General features: G+C 48.8%; 19 protein-coding genes and 1 pseudogene. 11 read left to right on the forward strand and 9 right to left on the reverse strand.

Going from position 1 to position 24069, the window contains the following annotated elements:
• Window positions 1-282: 282 nt before the first annotated feature.
• Together ibpB and ibpA are read right to left on the reverse strand one after the other, a co-directional pair.
• A complete protein-coding gene (gene ibpB / locus BMZ28_RS16020) occupies window positions 283-711 on the reverse strand; it encodes a small heat shock chaperone IbpB (RefSeq protein WP_074824769.1) in 429 nt (142 codons plus the stop codon).
• Between the two features lie 94 nt (window positions 712-805).
• Window positions 806-1219, reverse strand: a complete 414-nt coding sequence (gene ibpA / locus BMZ28_RS16025; protein ID WP_047779504.1) for a small heat shock chaperone IbpA — start codon at window positions 1217-1219, stop codon at window positions 806-808.
• A 303-nt stretch (window positions 1220-1522) separates the two neighbouring features.
• Here ibpA and BMZ28_RS16030 point away from each other — a divergent pair, with 303 nt between their 5' ends.
• Entirely contained in the window at window positions 1523-1885 is a 363-nt protein-coding gene (locus tag BMZ28_RS16030; RefSeq protein WP_074824771.1) for a YceK/YidQ family lipoprotein, read from the forward strand.
• A 175-nt stretch (window positions 1886-2060) separates the two neighbouring features.
• Here BMZ28_RS16030 and lysM read toward each other — a convergent pair whose 3' ends face one another.
• The gene (gene lysM / locus BMZ28_RS16035; RefSeq protein ID WP_047779502.1) at window positions 2061-2507 is read right to left on the reverse strand and encodes a peptidoglycan-binding protein LysM; all 447 of its coding nucleotides are present in this window, start codon (window positions 2505-2507) and stop codon (window positions 2061-2063) included.
• Window positions 2508-2645: 138 nt separating this feature from the next.
• Window positions 2646-3935, reverse strand: a complete 1290-nt coding sequence (locus BMZ28_RS16040) for a YidR family protein (RefSeq protein ID WP_074824774.1) — start codon at window positions 3933-3935, stop codon at window positions 2646-2648.
• A gap of 403 nt (window positions 3936-4338) precedes the next feature.
• On the opposite strand from BMZ28_RS16040, the gene BMZ28_RS16045 reads away from it, so the two are divergent.
• The gene (locus tag BMZ28_RS16045; protein WP_074824777.1) at window positions 4339-5298 is read left to right on the forward strand and encodes a threonine/serine dehydratase; all 960 of its coding nucleotides are present in this window, start codon (window positions 4339-4341) and stop codon (window positions 5296-5298) included.
• 39 nt (window positions 5299-5337) lie between these two features.
• Here the strand turns inward: BMZ28_RS16045 and BMZ28_RS16050 are convergent, their stop codons facing one another.
• Window positions 5338-5862: a GNAT family N-acetyltransferase gene (locus BMZ28_RS16050; protein WP_074824780.1), complete on the reverse strand. Its 525-nt coding sequence runs from the start codon at window positions 5860-5862 to the stop codon at window positions 5338-5340.
• A 79-nt stretch (window positions 5863-5941) separates the two neighbouring features.
• Window positions 5942-7093 carry an MFS transporter gene (locus BMZ28_RS16055; RefSeq protein WP_047782427.1) on the reverse strand — a complete coding sequence of 384 codons (1152 nt, stop codon included), beginning with the start codon at window positions 7091-7093 and terminating at the stop codon, window positions 5942-5944.
• Window positions 7094-7457: 364 nt separating this feature from the next.
• Between BMZ28_RS16055 and BMZ28_RS16060 the strand changes: the two genes are divergently transcribed.
• The 4 genes from BMZ28_RS16060 (at window position 7458) to BMZ28_RS16075 (ending at window position 13608) form a co-directional block, all read left to right on the forward strand.
• Window positions 7458-8171: a DUF1266 domain-containing protein gene (locus BMZ28_RS16060; protein WP_074824783.1), complete on the forward strand. Its 714-nt coding sequence runs from the start codon at window positions 7458-7460 to the stop codon at window positions 8169-8171.
• Complete coding sequence (locus BMZ28_RS16065) at window positions 8168-10894, forward strand: J domain-containing protein (RefSeq protein ID WP_074824786.1); 2727 nt, start codon at window positions 8168-8170, stop codon at window positions 10892-10894. Before BMZ28_RS16060 ends, BMZ28_RS16065 begins: the two co-directional genes overlap by 4 nt.
• A 51-nt stretch (window positions 10895-10945) precedes the next feature.
• Complete coding sequence (locus tag BMZ28_RS16070) at window positions 10946-12040, forward strand: tartrate dehydrogenase (RefSeq protein ID WP_074824789.1); 1095 nt, start codon at window positions 10946-10948, stop codon at window positions 12038-12040.
• A 110-nt stretch (window positions 12041-12150) separates the two neighbouring features.
• Window positions 12151-13608 (forward strand): NAD-dependent succinate-semialdehyde dehydrogenase, encoded by a 1458-nt coding sequence (locus BMZ28_RS16075; protein ID WP_074824792.1) that lies wholly within the window; start codon window positions 12151-12153, stop codon window positions 13606-13608.
• 54 nt (window positions 13609-13662) lie between these two features.
• Here the strand turns inward: BMZ28_RS16075 and BMZ28_RS16080 are convergent, their stop codons facing one another.
• A complete protein-coding gene (locus tag BMZ28_RS16080) occupies window positions 13663-15348 on the reverse strand; it encodes a molecular chaperone HscC (protein ID WP_047779494.1) in 1686 nt (561 codons plus the stop codon).
• Between the two features lie 594 nt (window positions 15349-15942).
• Here BMZ28_RS16080 and BMZ28_RS16085 point away from each other — a divergent pair.
• Genes BMZ28_RS16085 through BMZ28_RS16100 form a run of 4 tightly spaced genes read left to right on the forward strand, consistent with a single transcriptional unit; the run spans window position 15943 to window position 20306 of the window.
• A complete protein-coding gene (locus BMZ28_RS16085) occupies window positions 15943-17391 on the forward strand; it encodes an MFS transporter (RefSeq protein ID WP_047779493.1) in 1449 nt (482 codons plus the stop codon).
• 39 nt (window positions 17392-17430) lie between these two features.
• Window positions 17431-17997 (forward strand): GNAT family N-acetyltransferase, encoded by a 567-nt coding sequence (locus BMZ28_RS16090; RefSeq protein WP_074824796.1) that lies wholly within the window; start codon window positions 17431-17433, stop codon window positions 17995-17997.
• Window positions 17998-18042: 45 nt separating this feature from the next.
• The gene (locus BMZ28_RS16095; protein ID WP_074824798.1) at window positions 18043-19179 is read left to right on the forward strand and encodes a GNAT family N-acetyltransferase; all 1137 of its coding nucleotides are present in this window, start codon (window positions 18043-18045) and stop codon (window positions 19177-19179) included.
• Between the two features lie 5 nt (window positions 19180-19184).
• Window positions 19185-20306 carry an ATP-grasp domain-containing protein gene (locus BMZ28_RS16100; protein ID WP_248296114.1) on the forward strand — a complete coding sequence of 374 codons (1122 nt, stop codon included), beginning with the start codon at window positions 19185-19187 and terminating at the stop codon, window positions 20304-20306.
• A 61-nt stretch (window positions 20307-20367) separates the two neighbouring features.
• On the opposite strand, the gene BMZ28_RS16105 is transcribed toward BMZ28_RS16100, so the two are convergent.
• Window positions 20368-20712, reverse strand: coding sequence for a YegP family protein (locus BMZ28_RS16105; RefSeq protein WP_074824807.1), 345 nt, complete (start codon window positions 20710-20712; stop codon window positions 20368-20370).
• 500 nt (window positions 20713-21212) lie between these two features.
• Between BMZ28_RS16105 and maeB the strand changes: the two genes are divergently transcribed.
• The gene (maeB, locus tag BMZ28_RS16110) at window positions 21213-23492 is read left to right on the forward strand and encodes an NADP-dependent oxaloacetate-decarboxylating malate dehydrogenase (RefSeq protein ID WP_074824810.1); all 2280 of its coding nucleotides are present in this window, start codon (window positions 21213-21215) and stop codon (window positions 23490-23492) included.
• Between the two features lie 326 nt (window positions 23493-23818).
• Here the strand turns inward: maeB and BMZ28_RS17545 are convergent.
• Window positions 23819-24069: pseudogene (locus tag BMZ28_RS17545) on the reverse strand (hypothetical protein); the annotation flags it as partial.

A 24069-nucleotide genomic window follows, 5' to 3' on the forward strand; every position in this document is an offset into this window, starting at 1 on the left:
TCTGGTTTTCACCAGAATGACGGAAAGGGCTACCGATCGAGACATATCGCAATATTAATATTGTCATCCCCGTGAAAGCGGGCAAAAAAACAACCAGTGATTCATGCTTATTTTCTGGTGATCCTTCAATGCAGAGGGCGTTCACCCTAACGCCCTCTGCTCGGCCACGTGCATCCACGTTGATTTATGCTCTGTACTGATAGTGGACGAAACGTCCGCTGCCATTAATCTTAACGGATAAACATTCAGCCTAATGGCTCCATTTTTAACATCAGATAGCTATTATTGCTGCTCCAAAGCACCCTGCTTACCAATAGCAATACGCTGAGCCTGTAAAGATTCAGGCACCTGACGCACGATATCAATATGCAACAGCCCCAGTTCAAATTTAGCCTCTGTCACCGACATATGATCGGCTAGGGTAAAGCTTAGTTCAAACGCCTTACAGGCCAAGCCCTGATGCAAATACTGGATCTCTTTCTCAATCTGGGTTGGATTACCGCGTACGGTCAAGCGCTGGCCTTCGGATTCTACTGTCAGGTTATCCTGTTTAAATCCGGCTAATGCTAAGGTAATACGATAATGGTTATCGTCACCTTTCTCTATATTGTACGGAGGGAAACCGGCATCGGCGTTGCCCTGTATGGAACTGGCCAGTTTGTCGAACCCAATCCACTGGCGAAATAGCGGTGATAAATCATAGTTACCCATAAATATAACTCCTTCTTTGAAGCGAGTGATGTCAGCCCCCTTTACGGCGAGCAGGCAGATAGCTGGTATTACGCGGCGTTATCGCCACGGAAAATTATTTAATTTCGATTCGGCGAGGTTTAGAAGCTTCCGGAATAATCCGCACCAGTTCGATATACAGCAACCCATTCTCTAAATGAGCACCTTCGACCTGAATATGTTCAGCCAACTGAAATTTTCGCTCGAAGTTACGTTCAGCGATACCTTGATAGAGATAGGTTTTTGCCTGCTCCTGGGGTTGTTTTGCCCCACGAACAATTAATAGGTTTGGTTGAGCGGTGATGTCGAGCTCACTTTCAGCAAATCCCGCGACAGCAATAGCAATGCGGTAGTGGTGCTCATCCACTAGTTCAACGTTATAAGGGGGATAGCCACCATTACTTTGGCTTTGGCCAGATTCCAGAGTATTCAGCATACGATCAAAACCAATCGCGGAACGATACAGTGGGGATAAATCAAAATTACGCATAACAACGCCTCCTAAATTAATCAGCGAGGAGAATCAAACCGTCTTCCATCAAAGGACAGACTCATGGAATATAACCGCATAACCCTATCGGCGTTATTTTTACCGGTTATAGTAGATAAATGGGGACTTTCCGCCGCCATTCAATGGCTAATTTTTAATTTATGACTAAATTTAACCACAACGATATTTTATTTATCTGTGGTTACTTATTCTCATTTAGGTAGGCGAGTGCTATAACACTTATCAATAAGATATAATCTACCGTCGAAATCACCTGATAGTGTGTTTTGTGGATACCGTACAATGATAATCAGCGTTAAGCGTTCTTTATTGCCTATCTGCACCTGTACTACCATATTTGCACTGACTGGCTGTTCCAGCCTGATGGCGCATGTTGCACCCTATGAAGGCTATTATCCCGGTACATCAAATGATATCGAGATGATTAAAGACAGTGACAATGGTTGGATGATGCGCACCCTACTCATTGTTGATTTACCGTTCTCCTCCGTTCTGGATACGGTTTTACTGCCTTATGACTACTATCGTTCTACCGACAGCCGCCCATCACCACGCAAGAAAATTTCCGCATCAGATAAAAGAAAGAAAGCCAAAGGCCAGTTGAAAGGATCGGGTTATTCGAAGGCTAATAAAAAAGCTAACTAATGAATTCAACGTTATAACCGACTAATTATCCATCCCATTATTAAGCTTCTGCCTGAACTTATCCGCGCCTTTTACTCATTCAGCACAACACTCTACATCGGATAAATAAAGAAAAACCCCGGTGGATGAAAAATCACCCACCGGGGTTTATTAACTCAGTTTCAATCAAATATGATTAAAGCTTCGGAATACGCAGAACCTGTCCCGGATAGATTTTGTCCGGATGGCTTAACATCGGTTTATTGGCTTCAAAAATCTGCATATATTTATTGGCATCACCATACTGAGACTTGGCAATCGCACTCAGAGTATCGCCTTTCTTCACGGTATAGAAATTACCGGCTTCAGACGGCTGAGCTACAGACAAATGGTCTTCTACTTTACCGATAGTGGCAACATTACCTAACACCACCATCAGCTTTTCTTTCAATTCCTGATCGGCGGCTTCACCACCAACGATGACTTTGTCATCTTCAACTTTAATATCGACTTTATCCGCACCCGGTAAACCCACCTGCTCCAGATGCTGCTTCAGTTTTGCTGCCTTGTCTTCTGGTTTACCAGAGACACTATCCCACAGCTTTTCACCGGCTTCCTTAACAAAATTGAATAACATTCCCATCATATTCTCCAACAACAATTAAATGGTTTAAAGATCGCTCGGTTACGTCTGTTATCGTTTACATCATCTTGATGTGACAAACATTTTTAAGCACCGTTATAAGTATAGCTGACGATATAACACATCTCTAACTTTGCCCTAATCCAGTTCGGTTTCGGTAACAAATAATTGAATAAAACCATCAACTTCGCGCATATAAGCAATATATTCACCGTTAGGAGAAAACACGACTGCATCCGGAGAAGGGTGGTTTATATTTTTCTCCGTCAAACGCGTCACTACACCGCTGTTAACATCACAAATAGCGATACTGCCATCCATCACAAAAGCCAGACTGCGCCCATCAGGACTCCAACTAAAAGCCGACTCGACGCAATATTCCCCATTAGTCACCTGTTTTAGCTCGCCGCCTTCCGGCGCAACCAGCCACACCTGAACCACATCAAACTCATCTTTCATTAAAAAAGCTATTTTACTGCCGTCTGGTGAACTACGTATCCAATGGCGCGGTGTGGTTGCAATACCGGGATAACGGCGATCTCCGGTATACGTCAGACGACGCTGCCTGACGCCAGCCGGAGGTGCCGGTAAGGTTTGCTCGGTTCCGGTTAGTGGGTACTCACCGGGTTTGGCGTAATCATCAAGAGATTCTGGTAAATCAACGATAAATACTTCAGAAAGCTTACTCCCATCTTCTGCACGAGTATCGCCAATAAAGGCCAACGCCCAGCGCTGGATTGAACCATCGGACTTCACATAGCCTTGAGTACCAACCCAACCTTCCTCATAGGCGCGACTGATTTCATCACTGCCGGTATCCGGTGCCGCAACCGTTGAACTCACCAATACACAAAAATGGCTACCGCTATATTCTTGAGGATGCTGTGCTTCAACGGTGACCGGATGCAGCGGCACCGCCACACCAATATTGCGCCTATCGAACTCAGGCCCCAATTCGTGCATCAAATGGTCGTTATAGGTAAAGCTCAGACGGCTGCCGTCCGGGCTGAAAACATGAACGTGAGAGCCACCGCGTAAGGCTCCCGGCGTAAAAGGCGGGGTAATATCCAGCGCATCCAGAGTAACCGCTCTCTTGCAGTGAGGCTCACTAACAATCACGCCACGGCGATGGTGAAAATCATAGTGCCAGTGTTCATTTGGCTTATCCGGGCTATGAATAAACGCATAGCGTACCGGCTCTACCGGACTGACCGTTGCCACGCCCACATAATTCTGCGGCGCAGCCTGATAAATAATCTCAACTTCACAGGTATCAATATTCACCCGCTCAATCATCTGACCGGTGAACGATGCACCGCTAGGTCGAACATCATAAATCAACCACTGACTGTCCGGCGTCCAAACGTTAACATTGGTTAACTGGTGGTTGCAGGGCGTATAGGTAATTTGTTTTTCTGTCTCGCGCATAATGAGCTCCTACCTGTTCGCCGATATGAATCTTTATGTTGCTAAATAAATACCGTGCTGTCACTGCAAAGTTGTCGATAAATGTAGTTAAGCCACCAATAAAAATCAGGCATCACAGCACAAAAGTAATCGTTACCCTAAACTACTGAATATAAAAAGCTGAAAGCGAAAAGTAACGTACTGATCTTGAATAGATATAGAAGAGAATAGGTGTGATAACAAGGAAGATATGATGAATCGCCTAATATAAATCTTTATGCGTGGTAAAAGTACGAGGCAACTTATCGTTATCTGACATCGCAGTAGGTAAATATCACTCTTTTATTGCATGCCGATCTCGTTCATCACTCGACATCTCACCTCCCTCAAGCTAAAACTAATGGGATAAATTTAAGGAGAGATTATGCAATCCCTTTATCAGCTGATTACCGAAGCACACACAGCCATTCGCCCTCAGGTCAGAACCACGCCGCTGGACTTTAGCCCGCTACTCTCATTGATAACCGACTGCGAGTTATATTTAAAATGCGAACACTTACAGCATACCGGTTCATTTAAATTTCGTGGCGCGGTCAATAAGTTACGTATGCTGAATGACACCGCCCGTGAAAGCGGCGTAATTACCGCATCCACCGGTAACCACGGTCAGGCATTGGCGCTGGCCGCGCGCAGTGCAGGCATTCCCGTTACCGTTTATGCCCCGGCGACGGCAGCCCAAGTTAAGCTGGATGCCATTTGTGCCTACGGTGCTGATGTTGAATTAGTCGAGGGGGATGCGCTTACCGCTGAACTTGAAGCATCGCGACAGGCTAATTTACAGGGCAAGCCCTTTATCTCTCCCTATAACGACAAATATATTATTGCCGGTCAGGGTACCGCCGGTATGGAAATGATTGAGCAGCAGGCAGATCTGGATGCCATCTTTGTTGCCGTCGGTGGCGGAGGGCTAATATCCGGTATTGGCGCGGCCTTTAAACACTTATCACCCAACACCAAAATCATTGGCTGCTGGCCTGCCAACGCAACCAGTATGTACGCCAGCCTGAAGGCCGGCAGCATTATTGAAGTAGCTGAACAGCCAACGCTGTCGGACGGTACCGCAGGCGGCATAGAACCCGGCGCGATCACTTTTCCACTCTGCCAGCAGGTTATCGATCGCTATGAGTTAGTGAGCGAAGAACAAATTCGCCACGCTATGCGTTTGGTTGCTCGCACCGACCGCTGGATGATAGAAGGCGCCGCTGGCGTAGCATTGGCCGCAGCGATAAAACTCGCGCCGCAGTTTAAAGGTAAAAAAATCGCCGTGGTGTTGTGTGGAAAAAATATTGTGCTGGAGAAGTTTATTAACGCAGTCGCGGAATAATCCTATATCACCGGTGATTCAGGGGAAACCCGCCCCTGATTAACTGCTGCTCCCAAACGCATAACAGAGTGCTACCCGCGGACTGCGGCTCCACTGGCGTTCATCTGCCAACGCCTGACGCAAAAATGCCGGCATTGGCTGTGAGACAAAATCCCTGAAACCAAGCCGCCGGTAAAACGGCGCATTCCACGCCATACCCTCAAACGTGGTCAACCCAACATAGCAACAGCCCCGCTGCCGCGACCACTCGATGGCCGTGGTCATTAAGCGGCGTCCAATGCCCTGTCGACCAGCCTGTGGATGAACGCTAATTTCCTGTATCCATCCCCAGTCCCCGACACTATCGGCTAACACAAACCCGACCACTAACCCCGAGGTATCCTGCGCAACCCACAATCGTTTCTCGCACTGCGCCTGCTGTAACACCGCCTGCGGTAGCGTATGTTGCCGCTGTTCCGCGGGCAGGACATCATCAGGAAATAATTCTGCCGCCGCACGCTCAATATCAGCCAGTATTGGCAGATCGATAATACTAGCTAAGCGAATGACATCATCAGCGCTCATATTTTTATCTCGTTACCCATATTTACCCAAAAAAATGCCGGCAAACGATGCCGGCACCTAAACTTATCGTCAATAACGTTTACGGCATTAAATCCATTTGTCGCGTTTCTTTACCTAATACCATTACGGCAACAACTGCCACCATAATAGAGGCGCAGAACAGCGTAAAAATCAGGGAGATCGAACTGTTGACCGCCACCAAATAGCCCACCATTAAAGGGCCGAGAATTCCACCGACACGGCCAATAGAGGCCGCCATACCGGCCCCTGTGGCGCGAATAGCTGTCGGATACTGCTCTGGTGTATAGGCATACAACGCGCCCCAGGCACCAAGGTTAAAGAAAGAGAGCAACATACCGAATACCAGCAACTGCGTCACACTATCGGACGCACCAAAGAAATAGGCCGATACCGCGGTTCCGGTTAAATAGGTTGCCAAAACAAACTTGCGCCCATAGCGTTCAATCAGCCAAGCGGCGGTGAAATAGCCAGGCAGTTGAGCCAGCGTCATAATTAATACGTACTGGAAGCTCTTCACCAAACTAAAACCTTTGAGCATCACCACGCTGGGTAGCCACAGGAACATGCCATAATAGGAGAACACCACGCAGAACCAAAGGATCCACAGCATCACCGTCGCTTTACGATAATCCGCCGACCACACCGCCGTAATATTACTCACAATGGAAGGCTTCCGCTGTTTGACTTCACTGCGGTTAAAGCGCGGAGAATCCGGTAAGTTCCAGCGCAGATAAATGGCATAAAACGCCGGTAGCGCACTGATCAGCATGGCAATACGCCAGCCATAATTAGGAATAATAAAGTAAGCGATTAGCGCCGCGCCCAGCCAGCCAAATGCCCAGAAGCTTTCCAGCAGCACCACAATACGTCCGCGTTCGTGAGACTCTACGCTTTCAGACACCAAGGTTGAAGCAACAGGTAACTCACCACCGAGCCCCATACCGATAATAAACCGCAGTACCAACAACGCCGCCAACGTAGAAACCAGCGCGGTCAGGCCGCTACCAATGCTGAATAACAGCAGCGTCACGATAAACGCCGACTTACGCCCGGTACGATCGGCCATAACGCCAAAAACAAATGCCCCTACCGCCATACCAATTGAGTTAACGCTGCCAATCCAGCCCATTTGCTGAGCCGTCAGTCCCCAATCCTGCTTCAGTGCCGCCAGTAAAAATGACAATAGCCCAACGTCGAGGGCATCAAACATCCATCCTAAACCCGCGATGGTCAATAACTTATGTTTAGACACTGTTTTTTGTACCAGCGCCTTCGGTGAAGTCGTTGAATGTGACACCAGATTTATCCCCACAATCAAATGAAGCGCCTATCGAATAGGCGGAAAATAATCGGAACAGATTCAGCATAGAACAGGCAGCGTTAATCCACAGAACAATAAAGAAACAGCACAAGATAACTTGTGGCATATCCCAATGTGTTACTAATAGCTTCCTGAATAGCAAATGATAGCAGTATCCAGAATTATGCACAACACATTTTTTCCTACTTTGATGGGAAATTCTTTCTGTAGTAGTATCGAGGTATACACGTCATAACTGTTGTTGAGCTTATTGATGGACCAAAAATATCAACATTGGCTGTTTGCACTGTCTGCACCTACGGCCGCCATGAACATTGAACACGGTGCTTCTTACGTTGATCCCAAGTTTTATCCGAACGATCCCATGTTGGATCTAAACGATAGTTGGGGGATCGATTCTAAATCGTCACTGATCGATACCGTTATCCGCATGATCGATAACGGGCACGCCGAAGAACTCTCCTATCCCTATTACTTATGGCACCAGCTCTCACCACTCCAGTGGAAAAACTATATCGAAGATCAGGAAGAAGAGCGTCTGGTATCGTTGGAGTTTGTCTCAAACTCAGCCGCTATTTGCGGCTCTGGCGGCATTAAGTCTTGGGATCTTAGTCGCATGAGCTTTCTCTGCCGCATTGGGGTACTCAACCAATGGCTGACGGAGGAAGAAAGCCTGTGGTTCCACTCCCGTATTGCCAGCCGCGCCCGTCATTTTTATGGTAGTTGGCAGGAATATACCGCCGGATTTCTCATTGGCAGAACCTTTTGGCTCGCCCTTGGTGAAGAGCGCCCGGAGTTCAAACGCTATGCCCTTAGCGCTAAAGGCGGGCTGGATTCAAACGTCAGTGTCGCCTTACAGTTATCAACCTCTCCTGATAGTCCTTATAAGCACCTTTCATGGGATATCGACCCAACGGAACTGGAGATCGAAAAGCCAGCATCATTACAGGAGGTTGACTGGTCATGAGTCAGAGTTGCTGGGAAATATTAGGCATTGAGCCAACCAACGATCAGGACATTATCCGTAACGCTTATCGCCAAAAATTACCGGAATACCATCCGGAAAGCGATCCCCAAGGATTCCAGAATCTACGTCAGGCGTTTGAGCAGGCGAAAAAAGGCATTCAGTCAGACTTTACGCCGATTTCAGCCCTGAGCGACGGTGCATTGACGCCTGTTGAATCAGACTCGCAGGAAAACGGCGAAGAAAACCAACCGCCAGAAACCGCTGAACCTCATCCGGAACAGCCCGCTATCGATCAATTAACCGCAGATTTCGATGCCTTACTGAACAATCCGCAAAAACGCTATCAGCCTGATGCCTGGCACGAATACATTCAAGAGCTGGACAAGCACTCAATCGAAGTGGTTAATCAACTGCGTTGGCCTCTGCTACAGGCGGTCTATAACGCCAGCTTTATCTCCAGAAATTGCGCACTGATTTTGGCCGAACGTCTGCGTTGGAAACAGCGACTGAATGAACTACAGGATGAACATGCACATAGTATGGATGAATACCTGGATTTCATTGCTAAAGGGGATATTCTCGACCTGACCCTGCTGTCAGACCTGCCGCTGGCGGCGCAGAACGCCAGCTTCGATCACATCAGCTCTATTCACTTCCTGTTCTGGGAAAGACCCGCGTGGATGTTGAGAGCCTATCTGGAGCAGCCAAGCGCGGTATATTGGCCCGATACGCCAGAATTGATGGAACGACGCTGCCGCTGGTACACCTACGCTGGATTTGGTTACCCGGAACTCAGCGACTACTGCCTGCAAAGACTGACTGACGAACCAGACAATATCGACTGGCTTTATTTATATGCTTCTCAATGCTCGCTGAACGGCGATGATCAACAAGCGCTGCCCTACTGGATTCGTCTCTACACCCTTGAACGCCACGCGGCGGCAGAGGCGTGGCTGCTAAACTGGTGTAAAACCCAGGCACCGGAACGTTTACCGTTGCTGATTCAGGCGATGGATAATCCGCTGTATGCTCCGGCAGACAGCATCCCGATTGATTCGCCCGATCAATGCTATCTGACACCCGCCCAGACCACCAAAACCCTACTACGATGGGGTGATGCACTGCAATATCCGCTACCGCAGTTGGCACAGGACTACGCCAATTGGAAATTATATAAAGAAACGCAAACCACCATACTGCGCCATCTGGTTGAGGATGACGGTAGCGATCCAGTCCTCCATTTGTATCGGCATGCCAGTATGTTGAGGTTAGGCAACGAAACGCTACTGCAACAGATTATTGATGAACCACTGTCGGATGATCCGCTGGATAAGCTGATACTTGAAGGTCTAAAGCATCTGGCACAGCAACGTCTGACCTGGCTGGAAAACTCTCAGGTCATTGCCACATTTAGCCAATGGCTGTATGCCCCTACCGCAGAACAGCTACCGGAAATATTTAACGACCGCGATGCGGATATCTATCAGCAGTGTCTCCACTGGCTGTTAGAGCGTCGCTGGATGGCCGATGAACAGTTAGAACGCTTGGTAAACAGTGAACAGTTTGGCAACAATCTGGAAATTATTACCGACTGGGTAAGCTTTATTGCCTTACAAAATAGCACCAGCCTACCGCCACCGGTCAATGGAGAAGACTACTGGGAATGGTGTCGTAAATGCTACGCGCTGGTTCTGTTGCTGGAAAAACCGGCGGAATCTTTAGCCATGATTATGCGGATGAAAAATCTGCATATCGAAGAGCAACATCCTCTACACCCGTTTTGGCAAATAATTCAGTCAATCGATCCTGAGCAAGGAGATATTGTCGAGCAGTACATGAATAAGCTGACCCTCAGCAATATTCTGCAACATCACTCATGGACTCGTCTGCCAATTACTCCGCAAGACTATCTGGATAATTCACAAACCAATAGTTCCTACTCTATCGATCACTTTTATATCAGTAGCACACCGTGGCGCGAGCAGATCGCCAAATCAAATCAAACCAATCAAATGGTTTTCTATGCCGCCTGTGCTTACTTTGGACTCAGCAGCCGCACGGAGCGTTTTACCGGTATGATTGAGGAAATGGTTACCGATGAGCCAACAGAAGCGACCTTAAAAGAGTCACTGCTTAACGCCAAACCTTATCCACTGGCAAAAAATATCCTCAACCCACGCTTGCTGGCACTGATAAACGAAATCATCGAGATGCGTCGTAATGAGCGACACCTCATGTCGGAACATACCCATCAGCTCCTGCTCGACTGCCAACAAAACGTCAATGAAGATATCACGCTGCGATTAGTGGCAAAGCTGCTATTACAAGAGTTTAACTATCGGCGCAAAAAACAAACCACCGATGAGACTAAACCCGCTTCCGTTTGGGCGTTCTGGCGCGTTAATACCCGCTTAAACCGCACCGGGTTTATGGCGCAGTTATTCTGTGGCTCGATTTTTGCCTTTATGATCGCTTACCTTTTGACGCATTTTTCCAGTACGCTGGACGGGCAAATCATCCTCACCTGCCTGTTGTACGTCAATATTGCTTGTGCCGCTACCAGACGACTAAATGATTTAGACCATGGCAAAATAGTAAACGTATTACTCACCGTCGTTGCCGTGGTATTCCCAATCAGTATGCTGTATCTGTTACTAGCACCCGGCGTTCCCTTTGCCAATAAAGCAGGCCCACCGGCAAGCGGATGGTTTAATCAAACTTAGCCAGCAACATGCGCCCGTTGGTTTAATATAATCAAACAAGAGAGGCTCCTGATGAATAAGACTTACAGAATTGCCGCCATTCCCGGCGACGGAATCGGCAAAGAAGTGTTACCAGAAGGAGTCCGCGTATTGGAAGCGGCAGCCCGGCGCTGGCATCTCAACCTTGAGTTCGAAACCTTTGACTGGGCCAGTTGCGATTACTACCTTAGCCACGGCCAAATGATGCCGGATAACTGGTTTGAATTACTCAAATCCTTTGACGCTATCTACTTCGGCGCCGTCGGCTGGCCAGATAAAGTCCCTGACCATATCTCCCTTTGGGGCTCACTGCTGAAATTCCGTCGAGAGTTCGATCAGTACGTCAACCTGCGTCCGGTGAGGCTATTTCCCGGCGTACCCTGCCCGCTGGCCAATAAAAAACCGGGAGATATCGATTTCTATGTCGTGCGGGAAAACACCGAAGGTGAATACTCGTCATTGGGTGGCCGCATGTTTGAGGGTACCGAACGGGAATTTGTGGTGCAGGAGTCAATCTTCACTCGCCACGGAGTCGATCGCATTCTTAAATACGCCTTTGAACTGGCGCAAACCCGCCCTCGTCGCCTGCTCACCTCGGCCACAAAATCTAACGGTATGGCCATCAGTATGCCCTACTGGGATGAGCGTCTGGCGCTAATGGCTGGGAACTATCCTGACATTCAGTGGGATAAACAGCACATTGATATTCTGTGTGCCCGCTTTGTGTTAAGCCCTGAGCGTTTCGATGTGGTGGTCGCCTCTAATCTGTTTGGCGATATTCTGTCCGACCTTGGTCCGGCCTGTGCAGGCACTATCGGCATTGCCCCCTCGGCTAATATCAATCCTGAACGCAACTTTCCCTCGATGTTTGAACCGGTTCATGGTTCAGCGCCGGATATTTACGGCCAAAACATCGCTAACCCTATCGCCATGATCTGGACCGGTGCCATGATGCTCAGCGTCCTCGGTGAAGGGGATAGCCGCTATCAAGCGGCGCACGATGGTATTCTTAAGGCCATTGAACACGCCATCGCCCAAGGCCCGAAAACCCGCGATCTCGGCGGTAATGCTTCAACACAGGAAGTCGGTCAGGCTATTACTGACTTATTAGCATCGGGCGACTTTTAGCCTTAAAGAACAACCAAAACAGCAAGGATACGCTGAAAATGCAGGAATAGAATTACGCCTATTCCAATGCGCTCTTCTTCATTTCTTATAGAAAACCGGAGGTCATCATCATGAACCTAACCGATCCAACGCTCTTCAGGCAGCAAGCCTTTATCAACGGTATTTGGCTTGATGCCAACAGCAAAAAAACTATCGACGTCACTGACCCCGCCAGCGGTGAATGCCTTGGTCAAATACCCGATATGGATGAAACCGATACACTGATGGCTGTCGATGCGGCTCGTCTGGCGTTAACCAACTGGAAAGCAATGCCGGCCCAACAGCGCGCCACGCTACTGCGTAAATGGTTCGACTTAATTATCGAGCACCGCCAAGATCTGGCGATGATTATGACGCGGGAGCAGGGAAAACCATTGGCTGAGGCGGAAGGGGAAATTCGCTATGCCGCGTCGTTTATTGAATGGTTTGCCGAGCAGTGCAAACGAACCAATGGTGAAATTATTCCATCGCCAACGGCAGATAAGCGTCTGATGGTCATTAAGCAGCCGATTGGCGTTTGCGCTGCAATTACCCCATGGAATTTCCCGGCGGCGATGATTACCCGTAAAGCCGGTCCGGCATTAGCTGCCGGTTGTACCATGGTGCTCAAACCCGCCAGCGAAACCCCTTATTCCGCCTTAGCGCTCGCAGAACTGGCCAATCGCGCAGGTATTCCTGCTGGAGTATTTAACGTGGTCACCGGCCATCCTGCCGCCATCGGCGGTGTGCTTACCGCTCACCCGGAAGTTCGCAAACTGACCTTTACCGGCTCGACGGAAGTGGGACGTTTATTGATGCGCCAGAGCGCAGAAACCATTAAAAAAGTCTCCCTTGAACTGGGTGGTAATGCCCCGTTTATCGTCTTTAACGATGCGGATATTCCCGCTGCGGTAGAAGGGGCCATTGCCGCCAAGTTTCGCAATGCCGGACAAACCTGCGTATGCGCTAATCGCTTCTATATCCAGCGCGATATTTACGACAGTTTCGCTGAACAGTTCACCCTACGGGTTAGCCAACTTAAAGTCGGCTCTGGGCTGGGTAAAGATATTCAGGTTGGCCCATTAATTAACGACAAAGCCGTACGGAAAGTTCAGGAACTGATTGATGATGCTTTATCCCACGGCGCGCAGGTGTTAGCCGGCAATAGCCCCCATCCTCTTGGCGGTAATTTCGTCACCCCAACGGTGCTTGGTCACGTTAGCGCTGGCGCCAAACTGCTGGAACAAGAAATCTTCGGGCCGGTTGCGCCACTGGTGGTTTTCGATGATGAAGCACAGGCCATCCAGTTGGCTAACAACACCATCTATGGACTGGCTGCCTACTTCTACAGTAAAGATCCGGCACGTATCTGGCGCGTTAGCGAAGCATTAGAATACGGTATGGTTGGCATCAATACTGGGCTGATTTCTAACGAAGTGGCACCGTTTGGCGGCGTAAAACAGTCAGGGCTGGGGCGGGAAGGTTCCGAGTACGGAATAGATGATTATCTGGAGTTGAAATATCTCTGTCAGGGGGGATTAAACAGCTAAAGCCAGATGTGCCGCAATACACCATGGTATTGCGGCACACGCTTCATATCGAATTTACAGCTTCATTGAATCCAAATAGTCGACCAAACGCTCGCGCACTTCATTAATCAATTCTTCTTTATGAGCGGCAAGGGTTTCATCAAACTCCTGTAGCCAAATACCAATCTGTAATCGTTCATCCCCCAGCGACTGCGACCAGGCACGTTCCAGACGCGCCATCAGCGCTCGGTTCGGCATGGTATCCCGTGGGTGAATCTTGAGGGATTTTAGCCGATCGTGACTGGCCTGCTTTTGGGCTTCGCTCAAGCCAATAGGGCTATGGTCAATCACCTTGGAATAGCTGCTTCCGCTCTCCAGCAGATTAACGTCCACTTCCAGAAGTCCGTTAATATCGTAGCTGAAGCGAATATCCAGCGCCTGAATCTGGCCATTCGGCTCCACAGGCACTTCAAACTCTTCAACCAGAATATTGCTATCAACTCGAGGACTTTCCCCCTGATACACCGCCACCCGAATAAATTTCTGCTCAGGATGATTGGTATAGAAGGTTTCCACCCGGGAAGTTGGCACCACCGTATTACGTTCAATAATCGGTGAGAAGATACCGGAGACCTTACCGTTACCGGTTGCAATACCCAAGGTATAAGGGCAAACGTCGGTCAGGATAACTTCATCAATGTCTTCATCCCGCAGACGACAGGCAGCCTGTACCGCAGCACCCAGCGCCACAATGGTACTTGGGTCAAGATGCTGGTGAGGCATTTTACCAAACAGGCGCACCACCATACGTTGGATAACGCCCAACCGGGAAGCACCGCCAACCAACACCAGATGGTCAAGCTCTTGCGGCTGTAAACGGGCATCGCTCAGCGCCTGTTCAATCGGCGCCCGCAAGCGATTAATCAGCGGTAGCCACAGCTTTTCCGCCTGCCGATCGTCCAAACTATAGCACCATTCTTTATCCTGCCAGTGCCAGCTTAGCTCTGATTCCTGCGCACTCAGGCGACATTTTATTTCTTCGGCGGCATCATTCAGGCGAGCCATGGCTTCCGGCGTAATCGTGCCTTCATCCAGCTTCCACTCTTTCAGACAGGCTTTCACCAGCGCGTGAGTAAAGTCCTCACCACCCAAATAGTTATCACCGGCAGAAGAGTGCACTTCAATTAACGGTAAAGCATATTCCAGTACGGTAACGTCAAACGTCCCACCGCCCAGATCAAACACCAACGTACGCCCAAACTCTTGGGTGTGCAGGCCATAGGCCATTGCCGCTGCCGTCGGTTCATTAATCAAACGTACCGCATTTAATCCGGCGAGTTCGGCGGCAAAACGGGTTTGCTTACGCTGCTCATCGCTGAAATAAGCCGGAACAGAGATCACCACGTCTTTAATCGCCTGCCCAGTCCAAGCTTCCGCATCGGCCTTCAGGGATTTCAGCACCAGCGCTGATAGCTCAGGCGCACTAAACGTTTTTTCGCCCAGCTTAAATTGTTTATTACTGCCCATATAACGCTTAAACAGCGCCGCAGTTTTCGATGGATGGGTTGTCAGGCGAGATAAAGCCGGTCGACCAATAAGAATCGAGTCATCCTCATCGATACTAATGGCCGAAGGGGTGAGGTATTCCCCCAAGGAATTGGGAATCAGATGGGCTTTGCCATCCTGCCAGATACTAATAAGACTGTTGGTTGTCCCCAAATCGATACCAATTGCCGGTACAGACACCTGCTCTCCATTCATGACTTTCACCTCGTTTCATTCCATAGCTCAGCATCATATCGGGGGAGAAGAAACGAATCAAACCCAATGACCCGTTGAGATCTTGACCCTGACTTTAATTGAAGCATCCAAATGTTGCGAAGGGAGAAAAGGTAGCAGAGCCGCAGAGATGCGGCGAAAGGCATAATCCGTCGAAAACAAACCCAACCCATAACATTAATTTATTGAAGTCACTTCTTTTTTGTTCTGGTTTTAAGTTAAGCATCCGAATGTTGCCGAGGAAAGACCAAAGGTAGCAGAGCCGCAGGGATGCGGCGAAAGGCATAGTCCGCCGGGAGCGGGTCTATGCCGGTGCGTTAAGCCTTTGGGCTGAGCGAGGTTGCCGTCGCATCGCGTCGGCCAACAGTCGGCTGCGCAGGCGCGGGGGGTGCAGGGGGGCGTTCGCCCCAACGCCCCCTTGCTCGCCACATGCGCTGTAGCCCATTTGAATCGATACTTTTTTAGTGGCGAAAGTCATACCTAGCTATCGGGTCAATCCTTAACAACAATGCATCTGGCCTTATATTTTGCTACCATCCGTAAGCCCCAGCCTAAAAACCCACCACTGGAGGAACCGTGAAAAAAGCCCTTGGCGTATTCTTTCCGCTGTATACCACCACCATGATCATGCTGCTCGGTGCCGGGTTGTTAACCACTTATATCTCACTGCGTCTGGCCTCCGCCAACGTTAACGGGGTCTTAATTGGTGCGATTATTGCCGCTAACTATATTGGTCTGGTTTTAGGCGGTAAGGTTGGCTATTTTCTGATTGGTCGGGTCGGCCATATTCGAACCTATGTCTCCTGTGCCGGCATTATTACCGCAGCAGTGTTGCTGCACGGCGTGACCGAATTTATTCCCATCTGGGTCGGACTACGGCTGATTATTGGTCTGTGCCTGATGTGTCAGTATATGGTACTGGAAAGCTGGTTTAACGATCAGGCGGCCCCGAACCAACGTGGCGTGGTATTTGGCTTCTATATGGCAGCCTCCTATCTGGGGATGGCGCTCGGTCAGTTGGTATTAATGGTGCAGCCGGATTTAGGCATTCAATCCTTACTGATTATTGCTATCTGTTTTTCCCTTTGTTTGGTCCCCATTGCACTGACCACCCGCAGTCATGCGCAACAGATTTCTCCGGCACCGATGGAGCTGCGCTTTTTTATCAATTCAATCCCCAAGATACTGGCTTCAACGCTGGTCATTGGTATGTTAGTTGGCTCGTTTTACGGGCTGGCACCGGTCTACGCTAGCCTGCAATCCCTCTCTACCCAGCAAACCGGTTTGTTTATGGCGACCTCTATTTTCGCCGGACTGGTAGCTCAACTGCCATTTAGTTGGCTATCCGATCGCTATAATCGATTAGTGCTATTACGCATTATCGCCCTCATGTTGGTCGTGGCAGCATTACCGCTGGCGATACTGCCCCATATTTCCTTCTATCTGCTGCTGGGAATTGGTTTTCTGGTAGGTATGTTGCAATTTACCCTCTATCCGTTGGTCGTCGCTTTAGCTAACGACCAGATAGAACCGGAACGGCGGGTTTCACTGGCGGCCTGTCTCTTGATGTCATTTGGCGTTGGTGCCAGTATCGGCCCACTAATTGTTGGGGCGTTGATGGAGCCTTTAGGCGGTAATATTTTGTATGCGTTCTTTATTCTATGCGGTCTAATTACGGTATTACTCAGCCGTACGACCAAAAGGCAAGAAACGCATTTTGTCGAAGATGCACCATTACCTCATATTGCCATGCCGGACAGTCTGATGAGTTCCCCTCTCTCACCGGCCCTGAACCCCAGCTTTGATGAACAGATGATTCAAGAGAGCATGCCCGCACCAGAACCAGCGACAGATGAGCAGGAAACCACGGACTCGCATGAAAACCCGCGCGAACAGACTGGAGAAGAAACTGAGACTGCTGTTATTATTATTCGGGAACCTGGAGAACATGAGTCGGAAGACGGAACCGAAGGTGGCCACGACGATCGGGATAAAGGATTAGAAAAGGCCTATACCATGGTATAGGCACTGTCATCGTATCCCCTGACTAATTAAGAGAGCAGCATGGTTAAACCGATAGAATTTACAACAGAACGCCTGTTCCTACGCCAATGGAAAGAGAGCGACCGCCAACATTTTGCCGCTATGAGCGCCGATCCTGAGGTTATGGAATTCTTTCTGGCACCATTAAATGATGCTGAAAGTAATGCGATGGTCGATCGCTGTCAGGGGCTGATTGCTGAACGCGGTTGGGGCTTCTGGGCAGTAGAATTGAAACAAAGCGGTCAGTTTATTGGATTGGTTGGCCTGCATATTCCTACCGCAGAGTTACCGTTTTCACCCTGTGTCGAAATCGGCTGGCGTCTGGCTAAACCCTTCTGGGGTCAGGGATACGCCACCGAAGCCGCCCAAGGAGCCTTACGGGTAGGCTTTGAACGGCTGGGGCTGGAAGAAATTGTCGCCTTTACCGCGGTGATTAATCAGCGTTCTCAGGCAGTGATGAAAAAACTAGGCATGCAGCCGGCAGCCGATAATTTCGATCACCCAGCGGTAAAGGTAGGCCATCCGTTACGTCGGCACTGTCTGTATACACTTTCCAGGTCACAGTGGCTGGCGCTCGATAACCAATAACAATACATCGTGTCTGAACACCTTTTCAGGGAAGAAATTGGCCAGATGAACCACCCCATTACGTTATACAGCCCGGATGATTTTAGTCGCTGTACCTTAACCGGGCATGCGCTTTACCCGTCGATTAAAGCGCTGCTTTCCGCCGCCCCCGGCGATCTCATCACTAACCTACCCGCTTCAACCCAATGTTACGCACTGGAGCTGGCAGGTGAACTGACGCTGGTAGCCCAAATCCGCACGGAGAAGCAGAAAACTTATACCGCCTCACTGATTACTCACTATTTTGACTACCTGCAAGATGAGCTGGATTTAATTGAGGGTCAGTACTGGAAAAAGCCGCTGAAGTTAGTCGTTCGTCTGTTGGGAAAGCTGTTCGCTCACCAACAATTAGATGATGTGGTGTATATCGGCAATACCTTTATTTCGACCAACTTCCACCCAGAGTGGAATGCAGAACAGCTACGCCATATCGATAACTTTATCCGGCAGCGCTTTACCACTCAGCGCATTGTTTACCGTTCGCTCAATGACTATGCCCATCAGGACATGATGAAAAACCTGACGGCGCTGGGTTATCAACGTCTGGTATCACGGCAGGTTTTTATCACTAACCAGACGTTAGAGTCACAGAAAAAACGCAACAGTATCCAGCGGGACTTAAAGCTCCTAAAACAAACCACCTTCACGCTTCGCTTAATCGACCAAGATATACAACAATATGCGGAAGCGGCAAAACGGCTATATGACGTGCTGTATCTGGATAAATATTCACGCTATAACCCACAGTTTACCGTGCAATACTTCGTGGATATGGTCAGGCATCGAGCGCTAACATTACACGGTGTGTTTGACGGCGATAAACTGGTGGCCATTGCCGGCTTATATAAAGTCGGTCATTCCCTAACGACCCCCCTTATCGGCTATGACCTGGATTACCCGCGACAGGCTGGGCTATATCGTATTGCCACGCTAATTTCCCTGATGCAGGCAGGCAACGGAAACGTGCTAAATATGAGCTCCGGCGCAGGGGATTATAAAATGCGGCGTGGGGCGCAGGTTTATCTGGAATACAGCTATTATGCTGATGTGCGCATCTCACGGCTAAGGCGCTACACATTCCAATTATTTGCAGGGCTGATCAACTGGCTCGGTGAAAAATACGGCAGGAAGCAGATATTTTGAAACATGTGATGCTAAGCGGTGGACGCTCCCCTATCTGTCTGGTTCTGGCTCGACTGTGGAAGAAAAAAGGTTGGAAAGTCTCAATTATTGAACATAAGTCAGTAACCTTTAGCCGCTTTTCCAACAGCGTAAACCATTACCATCTGTTACCCGATCCGGTACATCACTTCGAACAGTTCAGCGCGTTGTTGCTGGAGTTACTGGAGCGCGAACGGCCGGATGTCCTGATTCCGGTCAATGAAGATATTCTGCATTATGGCCGACTTCAGCAGCAGATCAGAGCATTATCCATCCAGTTTGACGTGGTAGCACAACCGCTGTTGGAGCAACTGCACGGTAAATTCTCCAATATTCAACTGGCTCAACAAGCGGGTATCCCTGCGCCTCACACCGAATATCTGTGTGATGATAATGTGGACTGGCAAAAATACATTGTGAAACCGGTCTATTCACGCTTTGGTAATCAGGTGATATTTGATCGGCAAGGGTTAAATCAGCGCCATCAGGGACAATACGTTAAGCAGCAGCGGATTAATGGGGTGCAGATCTGTACTTATGGTTTTGCTCGACAGGGTAAGCTATTAGCCTACGCCTGTTACCTGACCAATTTTGGTCTGGAAAACGCCGCCAGCTTGGTATTTACCCCTTATCGCTCGCAAAAAGTCTTCGAATATATGCAGCGTTTTATTGAAAGCCATCAGTTAAGCGGTTCTATCAGCTTGGATTTTATGTATGACGGGCAGGAATACTATTTTATTGAATGCAATCCGCGCCTGACTCATGGAGCCGTACTGCTGGGCGAACAGCTTCCGCAGGTTTTTATGCCTGAATATATCCCGAAAAAAATCTTAATGATGGAGAAACAGCGCTACGGATTAAAAACCATCTGGTTGGCTAAAATCATCGGCAAGAAAAAATGGCGCAAAACCGGCAAAATCTATCGCCATAGTCAGGATATGATCGCGAATTGGCACGATCCTTGGCCATTCCTGCTGATGCCCTTTATTTTAGGCTGGTTAACCCTCTGCGCGCTGATAAAGCGTCAACCCCTGATCGATTATCTAACGGAAGATATTATTTATGATGCCGATTCATATCAGTCATCGGCACGCAAAAAGGTCCGCTAGTGCGAGACATCACCTAGCGGACGAAGTGCTACAGGGTGCAAAAATCGGTCAACGGCTACTGTTAAGCCGTATGCGCAGTTAAATCCACGACTGCCGCGTCCGGCGCATTATGGCTAACGGACGTAATACCTGCATCCCTTGACTGTTCCGTGGTGTAAGTCTGACTGGTACCAATCACCTGACCGTTAGACGACTTCAGGTTAAAGCAGAACTTACTGTTTGAAGTCACCTTCTTCTCAAAGTGCTTAGCGTCACCGGCATGAGCTTTTACAGATTTAATCCCATTTTGGCAGTTAGCCTTGGTGGTATAGCCTTCACTAGCAAGAATAATCTGCCCGTTGCTCGCCTTTAAGCGGAAATAGAACTCATCATTTTTACCATGAAAAATTTCAAATTTAGCACTCATTGTCAGCTCACCTTTGATGGATAAAATATCGCTAGTGACAGCATCTCCCCATGTGGATATGGGATTCATTGCAACTTTATAGCGTCACCCTATGGTTAAAAGAGCCTACGTGCACCGCATAAAAATGAACTCTTTTTAACCTGTTGTTATTAAGCATAGTTGATGGAATGTACTCTGGTAGTCATTACCGCAAGAAAAATAGGCTGTAAAATTAATCTAATGATATTTAACGTAAATCTAACCAGTTGCTCGATAACTCCGATCGGTGCATTCAATATGTTTAAGATCGTGCGTTATTGCCTATCAATTTACGCAATAACGTGACCCAGCTTGCATGGTGAAAGATTAAATTAATGTTAATATTGTTGGTTAACTGTGTCTTATATTATGTAAATCAACAGTGATAACAAAGACTGGCAACCCCAGGTCTTTTCAGTCTGCCGAAACCTATACCCAGTGCTGCGGGCTTTATGCCATATTGCATTGAAAAGGATATAAAAATGGACGAACAACTAAAACAAAGCGCTCTCGATTTCCACCAGTTTCCGGTACCGGGAAAAATAAAAATCGTTCCAACTAAACCCCTTGCTACTCAACGTGATTTAGCCCTGGCCTATTCTCCGGGTGTTGCCGCCCCTTGTCTCGAAATTGCCGAAGATCCGCTGGCCTCCTATAAATATACCGCTCGCGGTAATTTAGTGGCGGTTATCTCTAACGGTACCGCTGTTCTGGGGCTGGGCAATATTGGTGCCCTCGCCGGTAAGCCGGTCATGGAAGGGAAAGGCGTTCTGTTCAAAAAATTCGCCGGTATCGATGTATTCGATATTGAGATTGATGAAACCGATCCAGAGAAACTGATCGATATTATCGCCTCTCTGGAACCGACCTTTGGCGGTATCAACCTAGAAGATATTAAAGCGCCGGAGTGTTTCCATATCGAGAAAGTCCTGCGTGAACGCATGAATATTCCGGTCTTCCATGACGATCAGCACGGTACGGCGATTATTTGTGCGGCCGCAGTCTTAAACGGTCTACGCGTCGTCAACAAACACATTGCAGACGTTACGTTAGTGGTTTCCGGCGCCGGTGCCGCTGCCATCGCCTGCCTCAATCTGTTAGTCGCTCTGGGTATGAAGAAAGAGCACATCAGCGTATGTGACTCTCGCGGGGTAATCTATCAGGGCCGCGACCAAAATATGGAAGAGAACAAAGCCCTGTATGCGGTGGTGGACAGCGGCAAGCGCAGTCTGGCCGACGTTATCGCTGGCTCAGATATTTTCCTTGGCTGTTCAGGCCCCGGCGTACTGACTCAGGATATGGTTAAACAAATGGCAAACCAGCCGTTGATTCTAGCCTTAGCCAACCCGGAACCCGAGATTCTTCCACCGCTGGCAAAAGCAGTGCGTCCGGACGCTATCGTCTGTACCGGTCGCTCCGACTATCCAAATCAGGTTAACAACGTCCTTTGCTTCCCATTCCTGTTCCGCGGGGCGCTCGACGTCGGTGCAACGGTCATCAATGAAGAAATGAAGCTGGCCGCGGTACGCGCCATTGCCGATCTAGCGCTGGCAGAGCAAAGCGATGTGGTTTCTTCCGCCTATGGCGATCAGGAACTCTCTTTCGGGCCGGAATATATTATTCCCAAGCCGTTTGATCCGCGTTTAATTGTCAAAATAGCGCCGGCAGTGGCTCAAGCAGCCATGGATTCTGGGGTCGCCGAGCGACCAATCCACGATATGGACGCCTACGTTGAGCATCTGACCCAGTTTATCTATAAAACCAATCTGTTTATGAAGCCGATTTTCTCTCAGGCGAAAAAACAGCTGAAGCGCATGGTATTTGCAGAAGGGGAAGAAGAGCGTGTGCTGCACGCTACTCAGGAAATTGTTTCCCAGAACCTGGCCTTTCCAATTCTGATTGGTCGCCCAAGCGTTATCGAAATGCGCCTGAAAAAACTCGGCTTGCAGATCGTTGCCGGCCAAGACTTTGAAATCGTGAATAACGAATCCGATCCACGCTTTAACGAATACTGGAATGAGTATTACCAGTTGATGAAGCGTCAGGGGGTGTCCCGTGAACAGGCGCAGCGTACGGTGATCGGTAATCCAACCCTGATTGGCTCGATTATGGTACAGCGCGGTGAAGCTGATGGCCTGATTTGCGGAACCATCGGTAATTATCACGATCACTATGATGTGGTGAAAAACATATTTGGCTACCGTGACGGCGTGAATACCGCCTGCGCCATGAATGCCGTTATTCTGCCAAGCGGTAACACCTTTATTGCCGATACCTATGTGAACGATGATCCAACGCCAGAACAGTTGAGCGAAATCACCTTAATGGCGGCAGAATCGGTACGCCGCTTCGGTATTGAGCCAAAGGTTGCCCTGCTGTCCCATTCAAGCTTCGGTACGTCCGATAGCCCAAGCGCCCGCAAAATGCGCCAAGTACTTGAGCTGGTGAAACAGGCTGCCCCAGAACTGGAAATCGACGGTGAAATGCATGGTGATGCCGCACTGGTAGAAAGCATTCGTCACGGTGTGATGCCAGACAGCCCACTAAAAGGTTCCGCCAATATTCTGATTATGCCAAATATGGAATCAGCGCGTATCAGCTACAACCTGCTGCGTGTTTCTTCCTCTGAAGGCGTTACCGTTGGTCCGGTATTGATGGGTATCTCGAAACCAGTCCATATCCTGACGCCGGTGGCTTCGGTAAGACGAATTGTGAATATGGTGGCTTTAGCCGCTGCGGAAGCACAAACGCAAACATTGTGATTGATTGGTTGAAGATAAAAAGCGAGCTCATTGCCTCATGCTTGTTCAGTTAAGAAAATGTGAGCAGTTTATCTTTGGTCCTTTCTATTGAGCGCTGGAATTCAGCCGACAACTGAGTGAGGGAGCACGTCCATCAGGGATGATGGACGAGGCGCTGCTTTGCCCGGAGCAAATCAGCGCCGGTGCGTTAACCCGAACGAAGACGGAGGGGAGTCGCCGGTAGGCGACCTGGATTCGGGGGCGAAGGCGCGGGAGTGCAGAGGGCGTTCTGTATGGATTATAGACATAGGTAACAGGTGTTCGGAGACATGGGTTACACATTATTTCTAATCCAATGGCCTACGTAAGTCAATTTTGGCAATACGCTGGTGAGTAAAATAGATATCTCTTTCATACTCATCAGCGGTTTCTTTTACCAGGACCGGATATCCCCAGAATGCATTGCTGACCAAATATCTCTTACCATAGAGACAGATGTGTCCATTCATTTGAACCTTTCTCACCACCAGCCCTTCATCATATTCTATTGCAGGCAATGTCTCAGGATAAGCACGCTGACTGATTTGATAACGCGAGA

It is taken from the genome of Pragia fontium DSM 5563 = ATCC 49100, assembly GCF_900112475.1.
Classification (GTDB): domain Bacteria; phylum Pseudomonadota; class Gammaproteobacteria; order Enterobacterales; family Enterobacteriaceae; genus Pragia; species Pragia fontium.

Coding starts and splice junctions, on each gene's coding strand:
- ibpB (WP_074824769.1), bottom strand. CDS start 711: ATGGGTAACTATGATTTATCACCGCTATTTCGCCAGTGGATTGGGTTC.
- ibpA (WP_047779504.1), bottom strand. CDS start 1,219: ATGCGTAATTTTGATTTATCCCCACTGTATCGTTCCGCGATTGGTTTT.
- BMZ28_RS16030 (WP_074824771.1), top strand. CDS start 1,523: ATGATAATCAGCGTTAAGCGTTCTTTATTGCCTATCTGCACCTGTACT.
- lysM (WP_047779502.1), bottom strand. CDS start 2,507: ATGGGAATGTTATTCAATTTTGTTAAGGAAGCCGGTGAAAAGCTGTGG.
- BMZ28_RS16040 (WP_074824774.1), bottom strand. CDS start 3,935: ATGCGCGAGACAGAAAAACAAATTACCTATACGCCCTGCAACCACCAG.
- BMZ28_RS16045 (WP_074824777.1), top strand. CDS start 4,339: ATGCAATCCCTTTATCAGCTGATTACCGAAGCACACACAGCCATTCGC.
- BMZ28_RS16050 (WP_074824780.1), bottom strand. CDS start 5,862: ATGAGCGCTGATGATGTCATTCGCTTAGCTAGTATTATCGATCTGCCA.
- BMZ28_RS16055 (WP_047782427.1), bottom strand. CDS start 7,093: ATGTTTGATGCCCTCGACGTTGGGCTATTGTCATTTTTACTGGCGGCA.
- BMZ28_RS16060 (WP_074824783.1), top strand. CDS start 7,458: ATGGACCAAAAATATCAACATTGGCTGTTTGCACTGTCTGCACCTACG.
- BMZ28_RS16065 (WP_074824786.1), top strand. CDS start 8,168: ATGAGTCAGAGTTGCTGGGAAATATTAGGCATTGAGCCAACCAACGAT.
- BMZ28_RS16070 (WP_074824789.1), top strand. CDS start 10,946: ATGAATAAGACTTACAGAATTGCCGCCATTCCCGGCGACGGAATCGGC.
- BMZ28_RS16075 (WP_074824792.1), top strand. CDS start 12,151: ATGAACCTAACCGATCCAACGCTCTTCAGGCAGCAAGCCTTTATCAAC.
- BMZ28_RS16080 (WP_047779494.1), bottom strand. CDS start 15,348: ATGAATGGAGAGCAGGTGTCTGTACCGGCAATTGGTATCGATTTGGGG.
- BMZ28_RS16090 (WP_074824796.1), top strand. CDS start 17,431: ATGGTTAAACCGATAGAATTTACAACAGAACGCCTGTTCCTACGCCAA.
- BMZ28_RS16095 (WP_074824798.1), top strand. CDS start 18,043: ATGAACCACCCCATTACGTTATACAGCCCGGATGATTTTAGTCGCTGT.
- BMZ28_RS16105 (WP_074824807.1), bottom strand. CDS start 20,712: ATGAGTGCTAAATTTGAAATTTTTCATGGTAAAAATGATGAGTTCTAT.
- maeB (WP_074824810.1), top strand. CDS start 21,213: ATGGACGAACAACTAAAACAAAGCGCTCTCGATTTCCACCAGTTTCCG.